At 38.5% G+C, this 23,271-nt stretch carries 22 protein-coding genes; 12 read left to right on the top strand and 10 right to left on the bottom strand.

Annotated features, from left to right (window positions below):
• The first annotated feature begins 42 nt into the window (after positions 1 to 42).
• Positions 43 to 750, top strand: a complete 708-nt coding sequence (locus JIV24_RS08820) for a zinc metallopeptidase (protein WP_200464665.1) — start codon at positions 43 to 45, stop codon at positions 748 to 750.
• 53 nt (positions 751 to 803) lie between these two features.
• Here the strand turns inward: JIV24_RS08820 and JIV24_RS08815 are convergent, their stop codons facing one another.
• Positions 804 to 1,529, bottom strand: a complete 726-nt coding sequence (locus JIV24_RS08815; protein WP_200464664.1) for an RDD family protein — start codon at positions 1,527 to 1,529, stop codon at positions 804 to 806.
• Between the two features lie 110 nt (positions 1,530 to 1,639).
• Between JIV24_RS08815 and JIV24_RS08810 the strand changes: the two genes are divergently transcribed.
• The 9 genes from JIV24_RS08810 (at position 1,640) to JIV24_RS08770 (ending at position 10,856) form a co-directional block, all read left to right on the top strand.
• Entirely contained in the window at positions 1,640 to 2,614 is a 975-nt protein-coding gene (locus JIV24_RS08810; RefSeq protein WP_200464663.1) for a stage II sporulation protein M, read from the top strand.
• Positions 2,615 to 2,616: 2 nt separating this feature from the next.
• Entirely contained in the window at positions 2,617 to 3,489 is an 873-nt protein-coding gene (locus JIV24_RS08805) for a hypothetical protein (protein WP_200464662.1), read from the top strand.
• A gap of 3 nt (positions 3,490 to 3,492) precedes the next feature.
• Positions 3,493 to 4,227: a DUF4129 domain-containing protein gene (locus tag JIV24_RS08800; RefSeq protein ID WP_200464661.1), complete on the top strand. Its 735-nt coding sequence runs from the start codon at positions 3,493 to 3,495 to the stop codon at positions 4,225 to 4,227.
• Positions 4,227 to 5,417: a DUF4350 domain-containing protein gene (locus JIV24_RS08795; RefSeq protein WP_200464660.1), complete on the top strand. Its 1,191-nt coding sequence runs from the start codon at positions 4,227 to 4,229 to the stop codon at positions 5,415 to 5,417. Before JIV24_RS08800 ends, JIV24_RS08795 begins: the two co-directional genes overlap by 1 nt.
• Positions 5,418 to 5,428: 11 nt before the next feature.
• Positions 5,429 to 6,415 (top strand): AAA family ATPase, encoded by a 987-nt coding sequence (locus JIV24_RS08790; protein WP_200464659.1) that lies wholly within the window; start codon positions 5,429 to 5,431, stop codon positions 6,413 to 6,415.
• A 14-nt stretch (positions 6,416 to 6,429) separates the two neighbouring features.
• Entirely contained in the window at positions 6,430 to 7,770 is a 1,341-nt protein-coding gene (locus JIV24_RS08785; RefSeq protein WP_200464658.1) for a DUF58 domain-containing protein, read from the top strand.
• 331 nt (positions 7,771 to 8,101) lie between these two features.
• On the top strand, positions 8,102 to 8,788 hold the full coding sequence (locus tag JIV24_RS08780; RefSeq protein ID WP_200464657.1) for a hypothetical protein: 687 nt from the start codon (positions 8,102 to 8,104) through the stop codon (positions 8,786 to 8,788).
• A 175-nt stretch (positions 8,789 to 8,963) separates the two neighbouring features.
• Positions 8,964 to 9,806, top strand: coding sequence for a UDP-2,3-diacylglucosamine diphosphatase (locus JIV24_RS08775; RefSeq protein ID WP_200464656.1), 843 nt, complete (start codon positions 8,964 to 8,966; stop codon positions 9,804 to 9,806).
• A gap of 33 nt (positions 9,807 to 9,839) precedes the next feature.
• Positions 9,840 to 10,856: a glycosyltransferase family protein gene (locus tag JIV24_RS08770; protein ID WP_200464655.1), complete on the top strand. Its 1,017-nt coding sequence runs from the start codon at positions 9,840 to 9,842 to the stop codon at positions 10,854 to 10,856.
• A gap of 36 nt (positions 10,857 to 10,892) precedes the next feature.
• Here JIV24_RS08770 and JIV24_RS08765 read toward each other — a convergent pair whose 3' ends face one another.
• The 8 genes from JIV24_RS08765 to JIV24_RS08730 all read right to left on the bottom strand — a co-directional run bounded on the left by JIV24_RS08765 (position 10,893) and on the right by JIV24_RS08730 (position 18,917).
• Positions 10,893 to 11,384, bottom strand: coding sequence for a dihydrofolate reductase (locus JIV24_RS08765; RefSeq protein WP_200464654.1), 492 nt, complete (start codon positions 11,382 to 11,384; stop codon positions 10,893 to 10,895).
• A gap of 81 nt (positions 11,385 to 11,465) precedes the next feature.
• Entirely contained in the window at positions 11,466 to 12,260 is a 795-nt protein-coding gene (locus JIV24_RS08760; RefSeq protein ID WP_200464653.1) for a thymidylate synthase, read from the bottom strand.
• A gap of 356 nt (positions 12,261 to 12,616) precedes the next feature.
• Positions 12,617 to 13,726 carry an endonuclease/exonuclease/phosphatase family protein gene (locus tag JIV24_RS08755; protein WP_200464652.1) on the bottom strand — a complete coding sequence of 370 codons (1,110 nt, stop codon included), beginning with the start codon at positions 13,724 to 13,726 and terminating at the stop codon, positions 12,617 to 12,619.
• Between the two features lie 6 nt (positions 13,727 to 13,732).
• Positions 13,733 to 14,620 carry a rhomboid family protein gene (locus JIV24_RS08750; protein ID WP_200464651.1) on the bottom strand — a complete coding sequence of 296 codons (888 nt, stop codon included), beginning with the start codon at positions 14,618 to 14,620 and terminating at the stop codon, positions 13,733 to 13,735.
• 93 nt (positions 14,621 to 14,713) lie between these two features.
• Entirely contained in the window at positions 14,714 to 15,451 is a 738-nt protein-coding gene (locus tag JIV24_RS08745) for a rhomboid family intramembrane serine protease (protein WP_200464650.1), read from the bottom strand.
• 128 nt (positions 15,452 to 15,579) lie between these two features.
• Entirely contained in the window at positions 15,580 to 17,493 is a 1,914-nt protein-coding gene (gene mutL / locus JIV24_RS08740) for a DNA mismatch repair endonuclease MutL (RefSeq protein WP_200464649.1), read from the bottom strand.
• 55 nt (positions 17,494 to 17,548) lie between these two features.
• Positions 17,549 to 17,878 (bottom strand): hypothetical protein, encoded by a 330-nt coding sequence (locus JIV24_RS08735; protein WP_200464648.1) that lies wholly within the window; start codon positions 17,876 to 17,878, stop codon positions 17,549 to 17,551.
• Between the two features lie 232 nt (positions 17,879 to 18,110).
• The gene (locus tag JIV24_RS08730) at positions 18,111 to 18,917 is read right to left on the bottom strand and encodes an ion transporter (protein ID WP_200464647.1); all 807 of its coding nucleotides are present in this window, start codon (positions 18,915 to 18,917) and stop codon (positions 18,111 to 18,113) included.
• 101 nt (positions 18,918 to 19,018) lie between these two features.
• Between JIV24_RS08730 and lpcA the strand changes: the two genes are divergently transcribed.
• Positions 19,019 to 19,597, top strand: coding sequence for a D-sedoheptulose 7-phosphate isomerase (lpcA, locus tag JIV24_RS08725; RefSeq protein ID WP_200464646.1), 579 nt, complete (start codon positions 19,019 to 19,021; stop codon positions 19,595 to 19,597).
• A gap of 57 nt (positions 19,598 to 19,654) precedes the next feature.
• On the opposite strand, the gene priA is transcribed toward lpcA, so the two are convergent.
• Positions 19,655 to 22,126, bottom strand: coding sequence for a replication restart helicase PriA (gene priA, locus JIV24_RS08720; RefSeq protein WP_200464645.1), 2,472 nt, complete (start codon positions 22,124 to 22,126; stop codon positions 19,655 to 19,657).
• A gap of 118 nt (positions 22,127 to 22,244) precedes the next feature.
• Here priA and JIV24_RS08715 point away from each other — a divergent pair, with 118 nt between their 5' ends.
• Positions 22,245 to 23,063 carry an MBL fold metallo-hydrolase gene (locus JIV24_RS08715; RefSeq protein WP_200464644.1) on the top strand — a complete coding sequence of 273 codons (819 nt, stop codon included), beginning with the start codon at positions 22,245 to 22,247 and terminating at the stop codon, positions 23,061 to 23,063.
• The last annotated feature ends 208 nt before the right edge of the window (positions 23,064 to 23,271 follow it).

The following is a 23,271-nucleotide window of genomic DNA, read 5'->3' as shown; positions in this document are numbered from 1 at the left end:
TTGGCAACATTTTTGTTATGGAAATCGTCTAAATTATAGACTATGTTTTCACCAGTTTTATTAATAATTTTTATTGGCTTTGCACTCCTTAGCTGGATAGTAAGCTCAAGGCTAAAAAATAAATTCAAAAAATACTCGCAAATACCTATTAACCATGGTATGACGGGCAAAGAAGTAGCAGCAAAGATGCTACAACAGAATGGTTTAATGAACGTTCAGATTAATTGTGTTCAAGGTCGCTTAAGTGATCATTACAACCCAGCCTCGCGTACTATTAATCTAAGCCCTGAAGTATACAATGGACGTAGTGTTGCGTCGGCGGCAGTTGCTGCACACGAAACCGGTCACGCCATACAGCACGCGAACAGTTATCCCTTTTTGGAGTTTCGCTCGGCAATGGTACCTATCCAGAATGTTAGTTCGAAGATTTTAAATATCATGTTTTATGCCATGATATTTGGTGTATTTGCCATAGATAGTTTTTTTAGCCCGAATCTGGCTTTACAAATCATCATTGCTTGTTATGGTGTATTTACTCTATTTGCGTTCATCACCTTACCGGTAGAAATTGATGCCAGTAAAAGAGCACTTGCCTGGCTTAATACGGCTGGCATAACAACACATGATACGCACGACAAAGCAAAGGATGCACTTAAATGGGCTGCTTACACTTATGTAGTTGCTGCATTATCGGCATTGGCCACACTGTTATTTTTTGTAATGCAATTTTTAGGAAGTAGCCGAGACTAATTAACGAAGATTTGACATATACGATGCGGTGTTATTCATTTAATACCGCATTTTTATTGATGGTAATAATTATAATCCTTTAATACCGTATTCAAAAACTCTTTAGATGGTTGCTTACTTTTGATCTTCATTTTTTTAATCACCACCTCTTTTGTTTTTAACACCAATGGGTGCGGAGCTCCAATACTGCTGTATGAATTATCTTTCGAAGCAATCAATAATACTTCTTTGATGGTTTGCATATCATTATCAGAAAGCAAGCTTACTTCAGCATATTTGGGCTGATAATCACTTTCTATCTCTACATAAGCCGTTCCTGATAAACTTCCTTTTGGATTAATTTTCAGAACAGTTGTTTTGGCGGCTAAATCACCAACACGCTGTCCTTTACCTCCAATTACTACAGTAAGCAAAGCACAAACACCATAGGTAAAACTAATGTCAACCAGGCGAAAAATCCAACGAATAAAGCAGGCGCCAAAATTCAGCTCACCACCATCAAGCCGTACCACTCTAATTTTCATTAGCATTTTACCAAACGTTTGTCCACTTAAAAACAAGTCACACAGTAAATTATAAAAAACCACCGGTAACATAATTAATCCCAACCACCACTGTGGTTCGCTATCATTTAGTCGAAAAGTGAGTAAGCTTATTACGATGGCATAGCTTGCTTTTATAAATACATCAATGATATTGGCCAGAATTCGATCGCCAACACTTGCCAGTTGATAATCAATATCGACATTTTGCGTAGTAGAGATGCTAAGGTTTTCCATTTCTGATATACGAAATAGTGATTTTGGTAATATTGCTGTTCAAAAGTAGCAAAATAAGTTTTTTATGTGCAGAAAAATTCATTTATTCGCAATGCTCATGCACCTGCCCAATGAAGGAAATTACATTTATTAACCGCAATAAAGCCCGCTGGGAAACTTTTGAACAGCAACTAAAAAAGCCATCAAAGGTTAACCCTGATAGCTTGGCTGATCAATTTATTCAGTTAACTGATGATTTAGCATTTGCACGCACTTTCTACCCCAGAAGTCACACATTAAGATACTTAAATAGCCTTTCGCAAAAAACACACCAGGAAATATATCGAAATAAACGAGAGCGTGGCAGCCGTATTCCTGCATTTATAAAAACAGAACTACCACTTATACTGCGCTCAGCTCGTCCGTACTTTCTTATTTCGCTTGTGGTATTTATGGCGGCCTGGGCACTGGGAGTTGTATCGGCCCTCACCAATGATGACTTTGTACGCATGATAATGGGTGACCAATATGTCAACATGACATTGAATAACATCGAAAAAGGCGACCCGATGGCGGTATACGGACAAATGGCCGAAACACCAATGTTTATTGCCATTACATTCAATAATGTGTTTGTTTCTTTTAATGTATTCCTGTTTGGATTACTCACTCCGCTTGGTTCAATTTTCCAATTATTTAGAAATGGTGTTATGGTGGGTGCTTTTCAAGCCTTCTTTTATCAAAAGAACTTGCTGGGCGTTTCAACATATGCGATTATGATACATGGAACCCTAGAACTTTCAGCGATTGTTCTTGCTGGCGGTGCAGGTATAATATTGGGTAAATACCTCTTATTCCCTGGCACTTTTCCACGGAAAGATTCTTTTGTTTATGGAGTTAAAAAGGGAATTAAAATAATGATAGGCCTCGTTCCTGTTTTTATAGTGGCAGGTTTTATTGAGGGTTTTGTAACCCGCTATTATAATACGATGGAGCATTGGTTAAATATTTTTATCATTCTTGCTTCTTTCGTATTTATTATTTGGTACTTTTTCATCTATCCTGAAATCGTTTATAGAAAATTTAAAGCAGACAAAATAAATTAACAATGGAGCAACAGGAACTCATACTTCGTGAACGACGAGACTTTAGTGATGTATTAAATGCATCTTTCCGTTTTATACGACAGGAATTTAAGCCGCTATTCAGCATGGTATTTTTATACACCATCGTTCCGTTGGTTGGGAGCAGTTTAATGGCAGCATTTCACTCGGTGGATGTTTGGCAAGTATATTTCCAGGGCTTATTAAATAATACGCCTGACTTAGAAGCTCCTAATTTTTGGATTTATGGCTTGATGATGCTCATTGGCCTGATATCAAATGTGTTAATTGTAGGCATCACCTACGAATACATGGCCATGTATCATAAATATGGGCGTGGTAATTTTTCTAATGCAGATGTCATTAAAGCCTTGTGCAAAGATTTCTTTCCAATTATAGGTTATAATATTATTGTAGGCATTGTTTTGCTGTTTGCATTCTTGTTTTTCATTATCCCTGGCATCTACATGGCTGTTCCTTTATCCATGATAATTATTGTAAAAACAGTTGAAAGAAATGGGTTCTCTGTTAACTGGGGGCGATGCTTTAAACTCATCAATAACAACTGGTGGATAACCTTTGGAATAATAATCGTTGCGTATATAATCGTTTCCATGGCATCTATGGTGTTTGGCATGCCAGCAGTAGTATATGGTATTGTTCAAGGCGTTACGACAGCACAAGGTGGCGCTCCTGAAATTAACCATATTTCATTAAGTATCTTCTCCATTATTTCAACGGTAGGCACTTATATGCTTTACATTGTATTGTACACCATTATCGGTTTTCAATACTTTAGCCTTAGTGCAACTGATGGCTCGCAAAGTATCATGGATAAAATAAACCAAATCGGTCAATCGGAAGAAAACCAAGCATAAACAATGAAGATAATCAGGTTGCTATCTATCGTTACTATTCTATTACTTGCATTTAATGTGCAAGCCGATGGAGCAATGCTTGCATCTGATAGTATACAGGCCTGGGATAATAGTGTGGTCAATTACCGATGCCCAAGTGTTGATACTGTTAATTATTACAGAGCATTACCTGAGTATAAATACGATTTGGTCAAAGAACCGGAGTCTATCCTCTCGAAAGTATTAAGATGGGTATCCTCCTTTTTCACTGTTAGTGGTGAAGGTATTACCGTGTTAGGCTGGTTATTAATTATTGCAGCAGTATTAGCATTGCTGGCACTTATTATTAAAATTGCAGGCATCCCAATAAAAGGGCTCTTCGTTTTTTCAAAGTCTACTAAGGTAACACAGCTAAACTTCGGAAAGTCTAAGGCCAATATCGAAGACCAGAAGCTTGATAACATGCTCGAAGTATTTATTAATAATCAGGCGTACCGCGAAGCTACACGGATAATATTCTTACAAATATTGCGTACTCTAAATCGAAAAGGTCTTATTCAATGGAATGCATTCAAAACTGATAGGGATTATTTTTTTGAACTGGATGACAAGTCGATAAAGCAAGAGTTTCTTCAAATCATTCGCCAATACGAATACGTATGGTATGGAAAATTTGAGATTAGCGCTGCTGATTTCGAATTTTTGAAAGCCAATTTTGCCCATTTCACCAATCATCTTGAAAATAGAAAAGCAAGCTAATGGGTAAACGTTCAGGAAATATAACGCTGATTGGCGTACCTCTTTTAGTGGTGCTCGTAGCTTTCGTTTTGGCTTATTCACCAAAAGCCATCGACTGGACATTAAGCTACTCGAAGCAAGATACACAACCTTATGGCAGCAAATTATTATATGAATTATTACCAACTCTTTTTACTGATAAGGATATTAAAACATCGTATGGAGCCATTCATGAATTCTTTAACGATGATGCTGAAAATGCCAACCTTATAATTATAAATAAAGGCTTTTATCCGGAGCCAGCCGACATTGAAAAGCTGGAAGAACTGCTGTTTGAAGGCCATGACGTGTTTATCGCGGCGCAAGATTTTTCGGATAATGTCAAAGAGTGGCTTGACATTGATTATCACCAGAGCCTTAGTTTCAATACTGAGTTTAACGATTCTATCAGTTATAATCTGGCTAACAGGAAACTTAAAACACAACTTGGCTATTGGTACAGAAAAGGCATCACTGATAATTATTTTCTCAATTATGACACCTTGCAAACATCAGTTTTAGGTATTAATAATAATGGGAAAAGCAATTTCATTCGGATAAAACAAGGCGAAGGTTGGTTGTACATCAACCTTAATCCACAGGCTTTTACCAACTACAATTTACTCATCAACGACAATTATGAGTATACGTTTAAATGCCTGTCATACCTACCAAACAAAACCACCGTTTGGGATGAGCATTATAAAATAAAGTATAAACACCTGCCTAAATCAACTTTGAGCTATATTCTGGATCGTACGCCACTGCGTATTGCCTGGTATGTGCTGTTGATAGGTATACTCATTTTCTTTTTGTTTGAATCGGCCAGACGACAGCGTGTTGTGCCAATAGTGAAACCACCACGCAATAGTACGGTTATTTTTATCGAAACCATTGGGCGATTGTATTTCAGTCGTAAGAACCATCTTGATATCGCACAAAAACGCTTTAGTTATCTGAAGGAATTTATCCGTTCAAAATACTACATCAATATATCCGAATTGGATGATGAGCTATTTCAGCAATTGGCGGACAAATCATCTATTCCCGTGAGGGCTATTAAACAATTATTCGAGCTAGGACAGAACCTAAATAACATGCAACGAATCAGCGAAGAAGATTTAGAGCAATTTAACCGACGCATCGAATTCTTTTACGAACAGTGTAAATAAACATTAGAGATATGGACCAACAGACTCCAACACCTTTTGAAAACCGATTACCACTTGAAGAGCTTAACCATTCAGCTTTTCGCATTCGCAACGAAATAAATAAAGTGATTGTGGGCCAGGAAAAAATTCTTGACCTACTGTTAACTGCCGTAATTGCCAATGGCCATGTGTTAATTGAAGGAGTCCCGGGTGTGGCCAAAACAATGATGGCCAAGTTATTAGCTAAATCGTCGTCATCAGATTTCTCGCGAATACAGTTTACACCAGATCTAATGCCATCGGATGTATTAGGAACCATGGTGTTTAACACTGGCAAATCAGCCTTTGAGTTCAATAAAGGACCTATTTTCTCTAACCTTGTTTTAATTGATGAAGTCAACCGTGCACCGGCTAAAACTCAGGCTGCACTGTTTGAAGTGATGGAAGAGCGTCAGGTAACCATCGATGGAACAACACGTAAAATGGCTCCTCCATTTTTAGTTATGGCAACACAAAATCCGGTTGAGCACGAAGGAACCTACCGTTTACCAGAAGCACAGCTTGATCGTTTTCTGTTTAAAATTAAGATCGACTATCCAAATCTTGAACAAGAGATATCTATCCTTTCAAATGCACAAAAGCGGGAAGAAAAGGATGAGTTGAGCGATATTAACGCCGTTATTACAGGAGAAGAGATTGTTAAATATCAGGAGATGGCCGCCAAAGTGATTGTTGAAGATGACCTACTGCGCTACATTGCTCAAATAGTTGAAAAGACCAGAACACATGCAGCTTTGTTTCTTGGTGCAAGCCCACGAGCTTCTTTGGCCATATTAAATGCAGCAAAGGCTTTTGCGTCATTGGAGGGGCGTGATTTTGCCACACCTGACGATATCAAAACAGTCATCGCTCCGGTTCTAAATCATCGTGTGATTTTAACTCCAGAGAAAGAGATGGAAGGTATTAAACCAGAAACAATCATTCAACAAATAGTTGATTCGGTAGAAGTTCCACGTTAAGTCAAACAAATTAGATGAGTATCAGAATACGTAATCATGCCTATTTCTCACCATTGTTTTATTATGCAATGGCCGCTGTTATATTCCTTTTAGCTTTAGGGCAATTCGGAGCTATGTTTTTTCAGCTGGGATTAATGGCGCTTGGCTGTTTTATTCTACTCATTATTATTGAATGCCTGTTACTTTTTATCAAACCTAAAAACAGCTTTGTAGCCAATCGAAAAGTTGATGAACGCTTTTCCAATGGTGATAATAATTCGGTTAGTTTGTCATTATCCAACAACTTTCCATTTCCGGTTACGGTTAAGGTCATTGATGAATTACCAATCCAATTTCAACAACGTGACTTTAAAATGAGTCACAGCATTAAATCGGGCGAAACCGTTACGAATGAATATCAATTGCGACCTGTTGAGAGAGGCGAATATTGGTTTGGTGCATTGAATATTTTTGTCAAATCGCCACTGCGTCTGATTGAACGACGCTTGCAATATGCCAAAAATGAAATGGTAAAGGTCTACCCTGCCTTTAAAGAAATGCGCCAGTTTGAGATGCTGGCTATTTCAAACCGATTAACAGAGGTTGGCATTAAAAAGATAAGGCGCATAGGTCATCAAATGGAATTTGACCAAATACGCGAATATACTAAAGGCGATGATTACCGAACCATTAACTGGAAAGCCACAGCTCGCAAAAGTAGCCTGATGGTTAATCAGTATCAGGATGAGAAATCGCAGCAAGTGATTTCAATTGTTGATTTGGGCCGTACTATGAAAATGCCATTTGAAGGAATGACATTACTTGATTATGCGATTAATTCTTCATTGGTACTCTCAAAAATTGCAATGCTAAAACAGGATAAGGCAGGCTTAATTACCTTCAACAATGAAGTCAGAACCATTGTGCCTCCGCAACGTAACAGCAAGCAAATGCAAATCATTATGGAAGCTTTGTATAATCAAACCACGCAGTTTGAAGAGCAAAGCATACAGGCTTTGTATACTACCTTACGTCGAAAAGTTCATCAACGTAGCTTATTAGTTATTTACACCAACTATGAAAGCCTGAGTGCTGCCAAACGACAATTACCAATGCTTCAGAAATTAGCCAATGACCATATGGTTGTAGTCGTCTTTTTCGAAAACACTGAATTAAAAACACTAACCAATTCTAAAGCGTCGGATATTGAAGGTATATATGTGAAAACCATAGCTGAGAAGTTTGCCTACGATAAAAAGCGCATTGTTTTAGAATTGGAGCGTTACGGAATTCATTCGGTACTAACCCCTCCTGAAGACTTAACCGTTGAAACGATAAACAAGTACCTTGAATTGAAAGCCAGAGGTTATATCTAAGCTTCAAATACCTGATTATAACATTCCGATAATTAATCCCTCGATTTTCCCTTTTCGTCCAATTTAGTTTGTCCAATACTACCATCAAAGTGTATTTTCAAGCTACATTTTGACGAATAGTTGTTTTTTAAAGATTATAACACCAAAAGCTTTGAGCTACGCTTGGGTTTATCTTACACTTTAACAAAAAAAAGCGCCTAACTTTATACGTGTGATATTCACATGGTTTGTCCAATTAATGTAAGATTAACGAAAGGCTAATTTACAATTAACCGGTAAAGCTGAGTAGAGAATATCTTTGTACCTAATACTAACTTATTGAAGCAGCAGTATGATGCGATTAATCAATTCAACACATTACGGTTTTCCCGAGAAAATAGAGCTTGATGACGTTGTTGACAAGGAATTAATCTCGTTAATGACGAAAACAACGATGGATCCTGAGGACTTTTATCTTACAGGCTATGAAACCATCAGTTTCAAACGCACCAGAGAATTTGCCCTTGAAACCGTCATTTCTTCTGTTATTCCATTTGACAAAGACATTTTAATTATTGCTAATAATTCGGATGATTTACACATCCAAAAGCTTTGTAATCTGTACGGTGTAAGCAATTCACTTGTTAACTTACCTGAATCTGAAGATGAGTTAGAGGCGGTTATATCAGCATACAATCAGCAACATATTTACTCACACATTTTAATATCGTGTGATGTTAATACACCAGAATGCAAAGAACGCATTCGTAAGCTGGCCAATGAACTTAGCAAAACATCTATCAAGCTTATTGTTCATTGCCGACGTAGCCCAATGGAATTAAATGAAGTGAGTGAATTAAACATCGCTTTTATGGTCAGTAACGGCATGAGTAGCTTTATAAGTTCAGTGGTGATTGCTCGCCGAAGTCAACTCGTACAAACCGAAGGCATCTCACGAAGTGAGCGTTTAGACCTTTATAATTACTGGCAAAAAACATTATACAGAAGGAAACCGGGCATCAAACCGATGGCCATCTAAAATATATTACTACTAAGTTGAAAGTCGCCTACCACAGGCGGCTTTTTTATTAAATAGCTGTTAGCTAATAGTTAATACATCCATACCTTCAAAAATATCTTCGCGCTAACTTTGCAATCGCATAACACTTAGTTCTTAATCAAAGACTATCATTGTCAATAATAATTAATTGACAATGAGCAATAATTCAAAAAAACAAGTCAGAGAAGTAGAAGCAGTAGTTATTTCTGACACCTACCTTGGCACGTATGGGTGTAAAGCCAATGATATTGTTAATTACCTGCAGAGCATTTCAACTCCAATATTGGTGCTTAACGGTGATATAATTGACATTTGGCAGTTTTCTAAATCCTTTTTCCCTAAGTCCCATCTCAAGGTCATACGCCAGATTATAAAAATGATGGAAAAAGGGACACATGTATACTACTTAACTGGTAATCATGATGAGCATTTGCGCCGCTTTAATGGGCTAAAAGTTGGCAACCTGAGAATTGAGAATAAACTCATACTTGAATTAGATGGAAAGAAAACATGGATTTTTCATGGTGATGTATTTGATGTGTTTATGCATCATTCGAAGTGGCTGGCTAAACTTGGAGTAATCGGCTATGGCATGCTCACCCAGATAAATCGGTTTACCAATTTTGCACTTAGCATCCTTCGGCTTAAAAAAGTATCCCTATCGAATGATATTAAAAAACCTGTTAAGAAAGGAAGAAATGATATCACTTCAAAGTTTGAACTTACGGTATCAAATCTGGCTATTGAGAAACAATACGATTATGCCATTTGCGGCCACATCCATTGGCCGGAGAAGAAATCGCTAAGTAACACGCATGGTCAAATGTGCTATTTAAATCGTGGCGATTGGGTTGAAAACAACACAGCCATTGAATATTATGATGGTGACTGGCATTTATATCACCATAGTAATGAAAAGGTAAATAACACTGCAAGCGAAGAAGAGCAATTAGTGGGCGATGACTTTCTGATTCCCAACCACAAAGTACTTTTTTAAGAATCTGGTTAACGAAATTATCAACAGTTAATTATGAAAATACTATATGCCATTCAAGGAACCGGCAATGGGTACATTGCACGCTCATTTGATGTGATACCTCAATTACGGCGTCATGGCGAGTTAGATATATTGATTAGCGGTACTCAATACGATATAAAACTCCCCTGGAAAGTAAAATATCGCTATCACGGATTGAGTTTTATTTTTGGCAAGAACGGCGGCGTTGACATGAAAGCAACACTGCCCCAACTCAGACCATTCGAACTATTTAAGGAACTGTATTCTGTGCCTGTTCATAAATATGACATGGTGATAAATGACTTTGAACCAGTAACAGCCTGGGCTTGTAGAATTCGAAATATTAAAAGTGTTGGATTGAGTCATCAAAGTGCTGTTTTACATCCGTTTGCACCTAAACCCGCAAAAAAAGATTTGCTAGGTAATGCCATATTAAAGTATTACGCACCAACAAGTGTTTCTCAAGGTTTTCATTTCGAGAAAATGGGTAACACTGTCACAACTCCGGTTATCAGGGACGATATTCGTTGGTCAATTAATACTAATGCCGGACATTACACAGTATATCTACCTTCCTATTCCGATGAGAAAATCATTCGTATTTTATCACGATTTGATTACGTCAGGTGGGAGGTATTCTCAAAACATTCAACGGAAGCTTACACATCAGGCAATGTTAAAATCAAACCGGTAAACAAAGAAAAATTTACAATGAGTCTTGAAAGTTGCAATGGCGTCCTTTGTAACGCCGGTTTTGAAACACCAGCAGAAGCTCTATTCCTTGGAAAAAAGTTGTGCGTTATTCCAATGAAAGGACAATACGAACAGCAATGTAATGCAGCGTATCTGGCATCCATGGGCATTACCAAATTAGATAGCTTCTCAAAAGATATAGACATGCTGGAAACCTGGCTTTGTTCAGATGAACGGCTGCAAATTCAATATCCAGATAATCTAGCTGATATCATTGATGATATCTTTTACAAACACATGCCTCAAACCATATCAGGCCTAACACTTACAACATAAACAATAATGCGTGTACATTGACGAGACTTACAGGCACTATTTACGTCGCAAATTCTGATAGGAATAGGCCAACTGAGTCTTTTCATCGCTGAAGGGACCTTCTTCGTGCTCTACATTCCACTCACCCGGTTCGATTTTCGGAAAGAAAACTGTAGCTTCATCAAAAGCATGATGAATGAGGGTCAAATACAGTTCATCTGTTTTTGGTAAGAAGGTTGAGTATATTTCGCCGCCACCAATCACAAAAACCTTATCGTCATTTTGACATAAAGCAAGAGCCGCATCCAATGAATTGACAACATCTGCACCTGGTGCATTATAACCCGATTGACGTGTTATCACAACATTCCTGCGTTTTGGCAAAGCACCTTTTGGAAGGGCCTCAAAAGTTTTGCGCCCCATTAAAATAGTATGACCGGTTGTAAGTGCTTTAAAACGTTTTAAGTCTGCAGAAATGTAAGCCAGTTGGTCGTCGCCTTTGCCAATCCCATTATTTTGGTCAATGGCCACAATCATTGATAGAATCATAGAAACAGATATTAGATACCAGAATGCTGTGCTTTAAGCCAATAGGCTTTTAGCAACTATTAAAATAATGTAAGAATTGGATTATACCGAGATAGCTCCTTTTATATGTGGATGTGATTCATAATTTACCAGTTCAAAGTCTTCGAACACAAAATCGTCAATATTTTTACGATCAGGGTTAATCTTAAACTGAGGCAAAGCTTTTGGCTCACGCGTTAACTGCAGCTTAACCTGATCCATATGGTTTAAATAAATATGAGCATCGCCTAAAGTATGTACAAAAGTACCTGGTTTTAATCCACAAACTTGTGCCACCATCATTGTTAAAATAGCATATGATGCAATATTAAATGGCACCCCAAGAAAAATGTCTGCACTTCGCTGATACAGCTGACAACTTAACTTTCCATCGGCCACATAAAATTGGAACATTATGTGGCAAGGTGGTAATTGCATATCATCAATAGCTCCAACATTCCAAGCACTCACGATGTGTCGGCGCGAATTTGGATTGCTTTTAATACTCTCTATTACTTCCTTAACCTGGTCGATATGTCCTCCATTATAATCGGGCCATGAACGCCACTGATAACCATAGATAGGCCCCAACTCACCATCTTCCTTAGCCCATTCATTCCAGATGCGAACACCATTATCCTGCAAATACTTAACATTAGTGCTGCCTTTTAAAAACCAAAGCAACTCATGAATGATTGACTTCAGATGCAGTTTCTTAGTAGTCAACAATGGAAAACCTTCGCTTAGGTCAAATCGCATCTGGTGACCAAATACACTAATGGTGCCAGTTCCAGTCCGATCTTCTTTCTTATATCCTTCATCTAACACTCTCTCAAGTAGGTCTAAGTACTGCTTCATTATTTTGTTATTTGATGATAAATATGCTGTTCTTTTGTTGAATAAGTTCCAAAGCTATATTGAAAAGAAACAAGCCATTAATACCGATTACGAATCAAAACGATTGATGAAAAATCAATCTGTGATTCTGTTTCGGCATTAACCCATGTAATAAGCAAAATGCTTTATCAATCATTTTGTTATACATTTGGTATAACATAGCCATCCGCTCCTTAAAAAACGTTTGTAAAAATAGAGAAATTATTAAGAACTATGGGTGTCATAAAAACGAAATAGACCTCAAATAAACAACTCCATTTTATAAAAAGCATAAGCACGTTTTTTAATCACTTTTGTTTTGATAAAACGACAGCTTGTTACTCTTCATTTTGCGGTTCTAATTCAAGGGTAGAGACAATGGGATAATGATCAGACAAATCAACTTTTAAACGCCTGAAATTATATGACTTAAATTTTTTATCGTGAAAAATAAAATCAATTCGAAACGATGGCAAAGGCCCATTGTAAGTACCTCCAAAACCTTGACCAGATTCCACAAAAGCATCTTTTAAACCACCCCGCATCTTACGATAAACATAGGAAACCGGCGTATCGTTAAAATCACCACAAACCACCGTTGAAAATGGTGAATTAGCAATGTATTTACCTATTGTTTCGGCCTGTGAAGCACGATTTTCAAAGGCTAAACTTAACTTACTCGTGATGGCTTTAATTTTTTCATTCCGCTCTTTCTCGTCCTGGTAGTTTAAACTATCAAGAAAATTAAGCTGCTGGCGGCTAAACTTGATAGATTCCAGATGATTATTAAAAATACGAATCCGTTCTTTACCGACTTTTATGTCACTATAAATACTAAAGTTTGAAGTATGTTCAAATTTCAGGCTGTGCTTTTCTACAATCGGATATTTGCTAAAGGTAACAAGGCCGAAATTACGATTCCCTTTTTTCCCCGAACGATACTCGATGTGTTTATAGCGAAACTGATTTAATCGTCTGAGAATATAATGCTCGTTATAAGCTTTGTTGTTTTTCGAAGTAAAAAATTCCTGCAGACACAACACATCCGGATTCTCTTTCCTGATTAAATCAAAAATTTTTTCATTGGTATCATCACCTATCCACTTGTAGTAATCAAACATACGAGCATTAAAACTCATCACTTTTAAAGGCTGTACAAATTCATTCTTATCCTTCACCTGGCCTTTCCATTGAAATGTATGTTGCCAATGCACCCAGGTAATTAAAATGACCAAAAGAGGTATAAGTGATTGCCATCGTCTTTTAACTAACCAAAAGGCAAAGAGTATAAAATTGATGAACCATAATAGTGGAAAAATGTATCCCGTAAAAGCTAAAATAGAAGTATGCTCAGGACTTATATACGCCGTTAATACCGAAAACAGCAACACTCCTGATGCTATCAGGCTGATAATAGTGACTATAGACTTAAAAAATCGGCGTAACAATGTTTTTTATTTACTAGCGTCAAATAATGTTTGCTTTTCATCCTTGCTCAAACTATCGTACCCACTTGCTTTAATTTTATCTAATATACGATCAACTTCTTTTTGTTTATTCACTTTGCGCGAATTAAATTCCATATCAGTCACCGCCCGCTTGTGTGTCACCTTTAATCTTGACTTCCGCTTAAACAAGCTGGCCAAGGCATCCATCATTCGATTAAAACCAATGGTTACATCTTTACCCGATGAAATTTGACCTCCGTAAAAATAACCAAAAGCAGCACCCCCCAAATGTGTCAAATGACCACCGGTATTAGAAAGTGCAGGTATACTAATTAAGTCAATCACCAAAGCAACTAATGCCACATACTTCAATTGAACAGCACCAAAAAACATCAGGTAAATCTTATGATTTGGTGCATATCGGGCAATCGCAAACAAAATGGCCATAACAGAACCTGAGGCACCCATTAATATCGCATAAGGCACCTGTTGTTGAAACAACGGAATTAAATTATAACTAATCAGATAAAAGACAGTTCCCGATAATCCACCCAATATGTAGACGCCTAATAATTGTCGTGGATTTAAAAACTCAAGAAAGATACGCCCAAACCAATACAGGTATATCATATTAAACAAGATGTGCAAAAAATCGTAGTGCACAAACATATAGGTTAGTATGGTCCATGGCTTAAACAATAGTGTAGATAAATCGGCAGGTACCGAAAGCCATTCAAGTAAAGGGTAATCATTTACACTGGCCGAACCGGATGAGAAACTAAAAAACACTTGTAACAAGCGGATGGCAACAAACACCCCAACATTAATATAGATTAACTTGATTAGTGCACCTCCTTGTCGATACGATTGTTTTATCTCATCGAGTATTCCCATTGTACTTATTTAAAACTACCAGTTACTAGTTTCTGGTATATTGCTAATTACAAAAAATCATTTCTAATTCATTCAATCTCACATCCAAGATTCTTAAATTCCTTTCTTATCCCAATATTTGATTAAGATAAAACCAAAAACCATTCCTCCCAAATGTGCCCAATGCGCCACATTGTCAAACGAGAAATTAGCTACGCCCATAAATAATTCAGCCACACCATAAATCATCACAAAATACTTAGCTTTAATTGGTATAGGCGGAAACAACAACATCAGCTCTGTGTTAGGAAATAACATACCAAAAGCCAATAGAATACCAAACACGGCACCTGATGCCCCAACCATTGAACCATTTAGCACAGCATTAAAATGTGCCATATCAGGATTAGTAAAATTCTTGTATTGTCGTAATGCCTGTGCTCCCTGCTCAAAAACAATTGCAACCTGCTCATCAGTCAACAGAGCGATGGCATTATTATAATCAATGTATTTAAATAGTAATTGAATGACTGCAGCTCCTACTCCGGTAATGATGTAATAAAGGAAGAATTTCTTTGGTCCCCAGTACCCTTCTAATACACGACCGAACATAAAGAGCGCAAACATATTGAAGAATAAATGCATAAAATCGGCATGCATAAACATATAAGTCCCAAACTGAGCAGGATGAAAATTCTCAGAAGCAGGATAATATAAGCCTAAAAAATTATTTAGGTCAATACCCAATGAATTACGAAGCACCCATGTTGCCAGTAAAAACAAAGCATTAATTATCAACAGATTTTTAGTTACAGGCGGTAAGCCTGCCAAAGGTGATGGACGATAGTTCATCTGAAATATTTTTAAATTATTGGTCGTTGACCATCAACATCAATGCCAATTTTATTCTCACTCTAAAATAACGCAAAAGCAGCTATGTTTGTTAACTAAGCTGCTTTAATTTCTGCCAATGTGGCACTTTAGGCAAAGCGCTTTAGCATCTCATCCATATCCATGATGGAGATAATGGTTTTACCAGAAGGTGAGAAATTAGGCACCTGACAAGCAAATAGCTGATCAAACAACTCTCCCATTTCGAGGCTTGACAATACTTTACCATATGGTATAGCGGCACGCCTGGCCATTGACATGGCTATTTGTTCAGTCACCTCCTTTTGAAGGTCTACCTCGCCATCTCTAAAATCAGTCAGTATGCCATCAATCAATTGCGCTGCCGATACATTTTCCAAACCGGCTGGTGTTGATAATACCTTAAAGGTTTCTTCATTGGCTTGTTCCAACTCCAATCCTAAGGTCATCAAGTCCTCTTTTAGCTCACCTACCATAGCTACTTCTTCAGGGCCAAAACTCAACTCTTCAGGAAACAAGCTCTTTTGCGATAAAGAGGCACCGCTTTGTAAGGTGCGAATAAAACCCTCGAATACAATTCGCTCATGAGCTCTCTTTTGGTCAATCATCATTAAGCCCGATTTTACCGAAGTGAGAATATATCGATTCTTCAATTGAAAGAAGCGGCTATTTCCAATTGCCTCATCCTTAGAACCTGATGATAAAAAGGTTTGCTGCACTGGCTCCTGCTGTTGCTCTTCAAAAGGTTTTTCTTCCCTATCCATTTCGGCGTTGGCCAATGCTGAAAAATCGGGCAGCTCGTTGCTTTTATTGTCCTCATAAAGATTCTCCCAACCAGCTGCTGAAGCTTTCGATTGAAAGGTAGCTGTTCCGCCACCTCCGCCATTGTAACTTGGGGCCGATTGCTTGCTTTCCTCTTCAAAAGGATTGTAAAAAGGATTGACCTCAACGCTTGGCTCTACCAATTCACCTTCTTTGTGCGATACCGGAATATGCACCTGGTCAGTGGTATCAAAATCAATGGATGGCATCAAATTAAATTTACCCAAGCTTTCGCGTATGGCCGCATTTAATATTTGCCAAATTGCGCGTTCATCCTCAAACTTAATCTCCGTTTTGGTCGGATGAATATTCACATCAATAATTTGTGGATCAACTTCCAGAAAGATAAAATAGGCCGGTATAGTTTCCGGTTGAAGAATATTATCATATGCATCCATCACAGCTCTATGCAAGTATGGATGGCGCATATAACGATTGTTGACAAAGAAAAACTGGTCACCCATGGACTTCTTTGCCGACTCGGGCTTACCAATAAATCCTGATATCTTCACCATTACCGTATCGGTATTAATTGGTATCAGATTATTGCCCATTTGCTTGCCGTTCATATTTACCACACGCTGCTTGTTGTTACCAGCAGGTAGGCTAAACATAGGCACTTCGTTGTGCGTTAATGACAGTGCCACCAATGGATTAGCCAAAGCAACACGCTGAAACTCATTAATGATATGACGCAATTCGGTTGATGTCTTTTTTAAGAATCGACGGCGAGCGGGCACATTAAAAAACAAGTTTTTAATACAGAATTGACTGCCTACTGAGCACTGAACCGGCTCTTGTGATTCAACCTGCGATGCCGAGATATTAATCTGCACTCCTAAATCATCATCGGCACGGCGTGTTTTAAGCTCTACCTGAGCAACGGCTGCAATGGAAGCTAAAGCTTCGCCACGGAAACCCATGGTGCGCAAGTCGAACAAATCACTGGCCTCACTTATTTTTGATGTGGCATGCCTTTCAAAAGCCATCCGGGCATCGGTTTCGGCCATTCCACTTCCGTTGTCAATAACCTGAATCAGGCTTTTACCTGCATCTTTGGTGATAACCTGAATATTTGTGGCACCTGCATCAATGGCGTTTTCCATCAATTCTTTAATAACAGATGCAGGTCGTTGAATTACCTCGCCGGCAGCAATCTGATTAGCTACCGAATCAGGTAACAACTGTATTACATTTGACATGTGTTAAAACTCTTCTCTAGTTCTTTAATTAATAAAAGCGGATGAAGCAATATAGCTATTCTGCAAAGAATGAGTCCATCCAAACCATACCTTCCTGAATCAGGTATACACCCAATATCATTAAGATGATTAAGATAACCACCAATCGAAGATTAGAGCGTCGTTTTTCACTACGCGCTACTTCGTAATGTGATTTCATTCTACGGCGCATGCCTCCTCTAATGCGATCAGCATATCCTTTTTCCTTCTCCTCATCTTCCAACAAGCCAAGTTCTTCTTTAATTCGTCTTTGTCTTGCTTCGTTCTTCTCCTTCTGCTCATCGTAATAAATTGGGTCATGCTGAAAAACCCGATGACGCGATACCTTTGAAAATGTAAATTTCATCTCGTAAAATTTTAGTGCCAAGATTTATGAATAATACATACAAATGCCATCATTCAGCCATCCTGACATTGTGCAACAAGTTAATTGCATCCGCACCTATGCAAAGATAACAAGTAATAGCTAATTATATAAATGAGCTTTTTTGAAGACGATAAAAATGCGCTTAATCACCTTGTAGAGAAGATGAAACGATTTACCAACACCTACTGTGCATATCCTATTAATAACTTTTTTATTGTAGTTTATTGCCACAATATTTACAAAAAGCTGCTTCATAATCATGTCCTTCTTCGAGGCACGATGGACACACACGTGTATTTAACGGACGCCCGCTTTCTTTTACTAACTCACTGGTTACAATACCTGTAGGCACGGCAATAATGGCATAACCCGTTATCATGATTAATCCTGCAACAAATTTACCTAACATAGTTACCGGTGCAATATCGCCATAGCCAACCGTTGTTAAGGTGACAATGGCCCAATAAAGACTCTCGGGAATACTTCTGAAACTTTCGTTATAGGGGTTTTCGATGATATACATAACTGTACCCATAATGGTAACCAGAATAAGCACAACAAATAAGAAAACACCAATTTTATTGCGTGATGTCACCAAAGCACTCCATAAAGCACTGGCTTCCTTGACATATCTGGTTAATTTCAATATACGAAATATCCTTATGAGGCGAAGGGCACGAACGACGATAAGCATTTGCGAACCACCCACAATCAGACCAAGGTATGTTGGTAAAATGGCCAGTAAATCAATTACTCCAAAGAAAGAGAAAATATACTTTCGTGGTTTATCAACTATCCATATCCTTAAAACATATTCAACTGTAAATAATATGGTAACGGCCCATTCGGCTATAACCAGCCATTTATCGGCCTGCGGAATAATGGTGTCATCGCTTTCAATCATTACCACCACAATACTCAGAAGAATAAGAAGGATAAGGAATAGATCAAAACGTTTTCCGGCTTTTGTATCTGCTTCAAATATGAGTTGGTGTAGTCTTCGTTTTACTGGATTCATAAACATGCTTTTGTGCGCTTTTCAAAGATAAGAAGCCTTGATGCTAAAAAAAATTTTAAGTTTAGAAAAGCCATTGTACTTTTACACCGTAAATAAACAGCATGACACGAGAAGATATCATAAAGGAATTTAACGAAGCTCAGGAAGTATTAAACCGCTTTGTAAATGATAAAAGCAACTGGGACAAAATGATGGCTGCCGGTGATTTGATGGCCAATGCCATTAAGCAAGGCGGTAAAGTTCTTTCATGTGGTAACGGTGGTTCTATGAGTGATGCCATGCACTTTGCCGAAGAACTTACAGGACGCTTTCGTGACAATCGACAAGGCTTGGCCGCCGTGGCCATTGCTGACCCAACACACATCACCTGTGTGGGCAACGATTATGGCTTTGATTATATTTTCTCTCGCTATGTGGAGGCTATGGGGCAAAGTGGCGATGTTTTGCTGGCGATCAGCACCAGTGGCAATTCGCCAAACGTACTTAATGCGGCCAAAGCGGCCAAAGACAAAGGCATTAAAGTAGTGGCATTAACCGGTAAATCAGGTGGCGAACTTGCAAAAGTAGCCGATATCGAATTGCGTGCACCACACATGGGCTATTCGGATAGAATACAGGAAATCCATATCAAAATCATTCATGTTTTGATACAGTACATTGAGGCTGAAGTAGTAAAATAGAGCATCAGCGTAAAGGCGATAGGAATAAGACCATTCACTTTGTATTTAAGAGAATCGTTATGCCGGGTCTACATCAATTTGAAAGTTGACGTAACGAAATTCCTGTTGTGCCTGCAAACTAAAAATAGCTTCTCGCATCAGGTGCTTTACTTTCGCTGGTGAAGCCTTTTTCTCCATCTTAATCAATATCTTCTTAATGAAAAGATTCTGGATGCGATTGATAACTGGCGCTTGTGGCCCAAGCACGCGACTTCCAAAAATAACACGCAGTTGCTCAGCCAGCAGATGGGATGCCTTATTGCATACTCGCTGGTCTTTATGCTTTACGGTGATATATATTAAACGATAGAAAGGCGGGTATTTAAACATTTGCCGCTCCTCCAACTGCCCGGAATAATGGTTGATAAAATTATGGTTAATCACATCCATTATCACTGGGTGCTTGGGGTTGGATGTTTGTAATACCACTAATCCTTGCTTACGCTTTCGTCCGGCCCGACCACTTACCTGTGTCATCAATTGGTAACTCCGCTCAAATGCTCTGAAGTCGGGATAGTTAAGCATGTTATCAGCATTCAGAATGCCCACTACACTCACATTATCAAAGTCAAGACCTTTAGAAATCATTTGCGTGCCGATGAGAATATGTACCTCGCCATCTTCAAACTTCTTAATGAGTTTGTCGTAACCCGATTTACTACGCGTAGTATCTAAATCCATGCGTGCTACTTTATGGTCAGGATACAGCAGGCTCATTTCTTCCTCAATCTTTTCAGTACCAAAGCCTCGGGTTTCAATCGCCGGACTATGACAGGCCGGACATACCGTTGGCAGCTGCATGCTATGGTTACAATAGTGACACACCAACTGATTTAGGTGCTTGTGGTAGGTCATTGATACATCACAATTAACACACTTGGCCACATAGGCACACTGCCCACATTCGATAAAAGGGCTAAAGCCACGACGGTTCTGAAACAGGATAACCTGCTCATCATTTTTTAAGGCTTTATCAATCTTTTCCAGCAAAACAGGCGTAAAATGCGAACTCATCTGCTTTTTGCGTTTGGCTTCACGTACATCAACAGCAACAATTTCGGGCATTTCAATGCCTTCAAAACGTTGAGATAATTCCACCAAAGCATATTTACCCTGCTGCGCATTGTAGTAGGACTCAATAGATGGCGTTGCTGTTCCTAACAGCGTTTTCGCCCCAAACGATTTAGCTAGTACAACTGCCGCATCGCGGGCATGATACCTGGGTGCAGGGTCAAACTGTTTATAGGTGTTTTCATGCTCTTCATCAACAATGATTAAGCCCAAATTAGCGAAAGGTAAGAATATGGATGAACGGACACCTACAATCAACTGATAGTTTTTCTGCTGTAAGAGATTACTCCATACTTCCACACGTTCAGCATCGGCAAACTTACTATGGTAGATGCCCATTTTGTTACCAAAATGCTTTTGCAATCGAGAGGTTATCTGAGTGGTTAATGCTATCTCAGGCAGCAAATACAACACTTGCTTCCCTTGTTTTAACTGCTCTTCAATTAAGTGGATGTAAATCTCGGTTTTACCTCCCGAGGTTACACCATGCAACAAGGTCACATCGTGGTTCTCAAAACCCGCCTTTATTTCGTCATACGCTATTTGCTGTACTTCGCTTAGCGCATTAGCTACCTCAACAGCTTTCTCATCAAGATCAAGCCGGTCGATTGACCGCTCTTGCTCAAGCAATATTTCTTTGTTACATAGTTCTTTTAAAGCTGCTGCGCTGGCATTGGCCTTTTTTAACAGCTCAGCTTTTACCACCGACTGATTGGTGATGGCTCCTGTTAATCCACCCACCAACGACAGTAATGTCATTAATAACTCCTGCTGTTTTGGTGCGCGTTCCAGTTTGTCAAATATCTGTTGCAAGGCTTCCTCTGACTGACATTTCGGGTGCAGCGAAATCACCTTTTCCTTTTTAGCTTTATAACTTTCTTTAAGATGCTCGTTAATAAATACTGCGTTGTATTCCAGCAAGCGCTTAATGACTGGCAGACTATTTTTCAGGCCACTCAATTGATTAACATCATTGATGGAGCACACTTTTTTACCAGCGATAATGTCCAACACCTTGTTCTCCTTTTCCGATAAAGGAGACTCAGCGACAAAATCAGTGTTGTAAATAATGCGTGTTTCACTTTCCATCTTTAAGCCCGAAGGCAATGCAGCTTTATAAACCTCCCCTAGCGTACATTGATAATAATCGGCCAGCCAATTCCAGAACTTAAGCTGATAAGCATTAACCACCGGTTCCTCATCCAGTACCGAGATGATATCTTTCGTCTCGTATTCTTCAGGTTTATGATGATGTAGCTGATAAACAATGCCAGAGTAAACTTTCTTTTTACCAAAAGGAATCACCACACGCTTACCTATACTGGTAAGATGCAAAAGCTCATCAGGAACAGCGTAGGTGAATAGCCGTGGCAATGGCACGGGTAAAATTATATCGGCAAAAAGTGGCTTATTAGTCATCCCAGAATTTTGAAGCGTTAAAGATACAATACTTCATTCGTTTTTTTAGATAGTATCCTGCCATCAAAAGACGCAAGTCCAAAACATCTTGCTACATTCGTAATCAAGAATAAGCTTTATGAGATTGACGACCCTTATTGACAACAAGCAAAGCCAGAAGCAATTAAAATGTGAGCATGGTCTTTCGTTTCTCTTACAAACGGATGAACTAAGCATCTTGTTTGACACCGGGCAATCTGATAAATTTCTTTCCAACGCTCAGAAACTAGGCATCGACTTAAGCACTGTAGATTATGTCGTACTAAGCCATGGTCATTACGACCATACCGGAGGATTACCAGCATTTCTGAATCACAATAAAAAAGCAAAAGTCATCATTCATAAAAAAGCATTAAAAGAGCGCTTTTCGAGCTCTACGCAAATGGTGAAACCCAACGGCATTACCTGGGTCAGTGAGCTTTCACAATTTGCTAATAGAGTAATGTTTATTGAGAATGATGTGGCATTAACTGACAGTCTCTTCCTTCTGACAAACATTCAACCTAAAATCGGTTTTGAAATTGTAAATGAACGCTTGGTTGTTAAACATGGCAACAGTTACACACCCGATTGCTTCGATGATGAAATGATACTGGTGGCCAAAAGGCAGCAAAATCCGATTGTTTTATGTGGTTGTGCCCATACCGGCATCGTCAATATTTTGCATGAGATTAAGCAACGCAAAGGTTTTGATACCTTTGATTTAGTTGCTGGTGGCTTGCATTTAAATGGCAATAAACATGAACAAGTTCAATTTGTAATCGATGGGTTAGCACCGTTTAATATCAAGCAATGGGCCCTAAACCACTGCACGGGTGATGTGGCGTTTAATAGTTTTTTAAAGGCTTTTCCTGAACAAGTAATGTACTGTGGCAGTGGAAAAGAAATCCTCATTTAACCTGAATAATTCATGAACCAAATTTAAGAAGAAATGGACTCAATATTTAATTTAAGGAGTCATCTTCAACTGCCATATTGATCATTAATTTGACAAAAGTCCGAATTCAGACCCGTATTTTGCCCTATGCACGTCGCAAGCACACTTACATAAAGTCAATTATTGGGGTTTGGACATATTTTTCCCATACAGCCCGAAGAGTGTTCTG

Origin of the sequence: Carboxylicivirga marina, assembly GCF_016612505.1 — a bacterium.
In the GTDB taxonomy this organism is placed as follows: domain Bacteria; phylum Bacteroidota; class Bacteroidia; order Bacteroidales; family Marinilabiliaceae; genus Carboxylicivirga; species Carboxylicivirga marina.
Note: the sequence above shows the minus strand (reverse complement) of the source record. Positions and strands in the feature narration are given on the sequence as shown.

Coding starts and splice junctions, on each gene's coding strand:
- JIV24_RS08775 (WP_200464656.1), top strand. CDS start 8,964: ATGAGCAATAATTCAAAAAAACAAGTCAGAGAAGTAGAAGCAGTAGTT.
- priA (WP_200464645.1), bottom strand. CDS start 22,126: ATGACTAATAAGCCACTTTTTGCCGATATAATTTTACCCGTGCCATTG.
- JIV24_RS08790 (WP_200464659.1), top strand. CDS start 5,429: ATGGACCAACAGACTCCAACACCTTTTGAAAACCGATTACCACTTGAA.
- JIV24_RS08815 (WP_200464664.1), bottom strand. CDS start 1,529: ATGGAAAACCTTAGCATCTCTACTACGCAAAATGTCGATATTGATTAT.
- JIV24_RS08785 (WP_200464658.1), top strand. CDS start 6,430: ATGAGTATCAGAATACGTAATCATGCCTATTTCTCACCATTGTTTTAT.
- JIV24_RS08765 (WP_200464654.1), bottom strand. CDS start 11,384: ATGATTCTATCAATGATTGTGGCCATTGACCAAAATAATGGGATTGGC.
- JIV24_RS08795 (WP_200464660.1), top strand. CDS start 4,227: ATGGGTAAACGTTCAGGAAATATAACGCTGATTGGCGTACCTCTTTTA.
- JIV24_RS08750 (WP_200464651.1), bottom strand. CDS start 14,620: ATGGGAATACTCGATGAGATAAAACAATCGTATCGACAAGGAGGTGCA.
- JIV24_RS08745 (WP_200464650.1), bottom strand. CDS start 15,451: ATGAACTATCGTCCATCACCTTTGGCAGGCTTACCGCCTGTAACTAAA.
- JIV24_RS08780 (WP_200464657.1), top strand. CDS start 8,102: ATGATGCGATTAATCAATTCAACACATTACGGTTTTCCCGAGAAAATA.
- JIV24_RS08805 (WP_200464662.1), top strand. CDS start 2,617: ATGGAGCAACAGGAACTCATACTTCGTGAACGACGAGACTTTAGTGAT.
- JIV24_RS08715 (WP_200464644.1), top strand. CDS start 22,245: ATGAGATTGACGACCCTTATTGACAACAAGCAAAGCCAGAAGCAATTA.
- JIV24_RS08810 (WP_200464663.1), top strand. CDS start 1,640: ATGAAGGAAATTACATTTATTAACCGCAATAAAGCCCGCTGGGAAACT.
- JIV24_RS08730 (WP_200464647.1), bottom strand. CDS start 18,917: ATGAATCCAGTAAAACGAAGACTACACCAACTCATATTTGAAGCAGAT.
- JIV24_RS08800 (WP_200464661.1), top strand. CDS start 3,493: ATGAAGATAATCAGGTTGCTATCTATCGTTACTATTCTATTACTTGCA.
- JIV24_RS08820 (WP_200464665.1), top strand. CDS start 43: ATGTTTTCACCAGTTTTATTAATAATTTTTATTGGCTTTGCACTCCTT.
- lpcA (WP_200464646.1), top strand. CDS start 19,019: ATGACACGAGAAGATATCATAAAGGAATTTAACGAAGCTCAGGAAGTA.
- JIV24_RS08760 (WP_200464653.1), bottom strand. CDS start 12,260: ATGAAGCAGTACTTAGACCTACTTGAGAGAGTGTTAGATGAAGGATAT.
- JIV24_RS08735 (WP_200464648.1), bottom strand. CDS start 17,878: ATGAAATTTACATTTTCAAAGGTATCGCGTCATCGGGTTTTTCAGCAT.
- JIV24_RS08770 (WP_200464655.1), top strand. CDS start 9,840: ATGAAAATACTATATGCCATTCAAGGAACCGGCAATGGGTACATTGCA.
- mutL (WP_200464649.1), bottom strand. CDS start 17,493: ATGTCAAATGTAATACAGTTGTTACCTGATTCGGTAGCTAATCAGATT.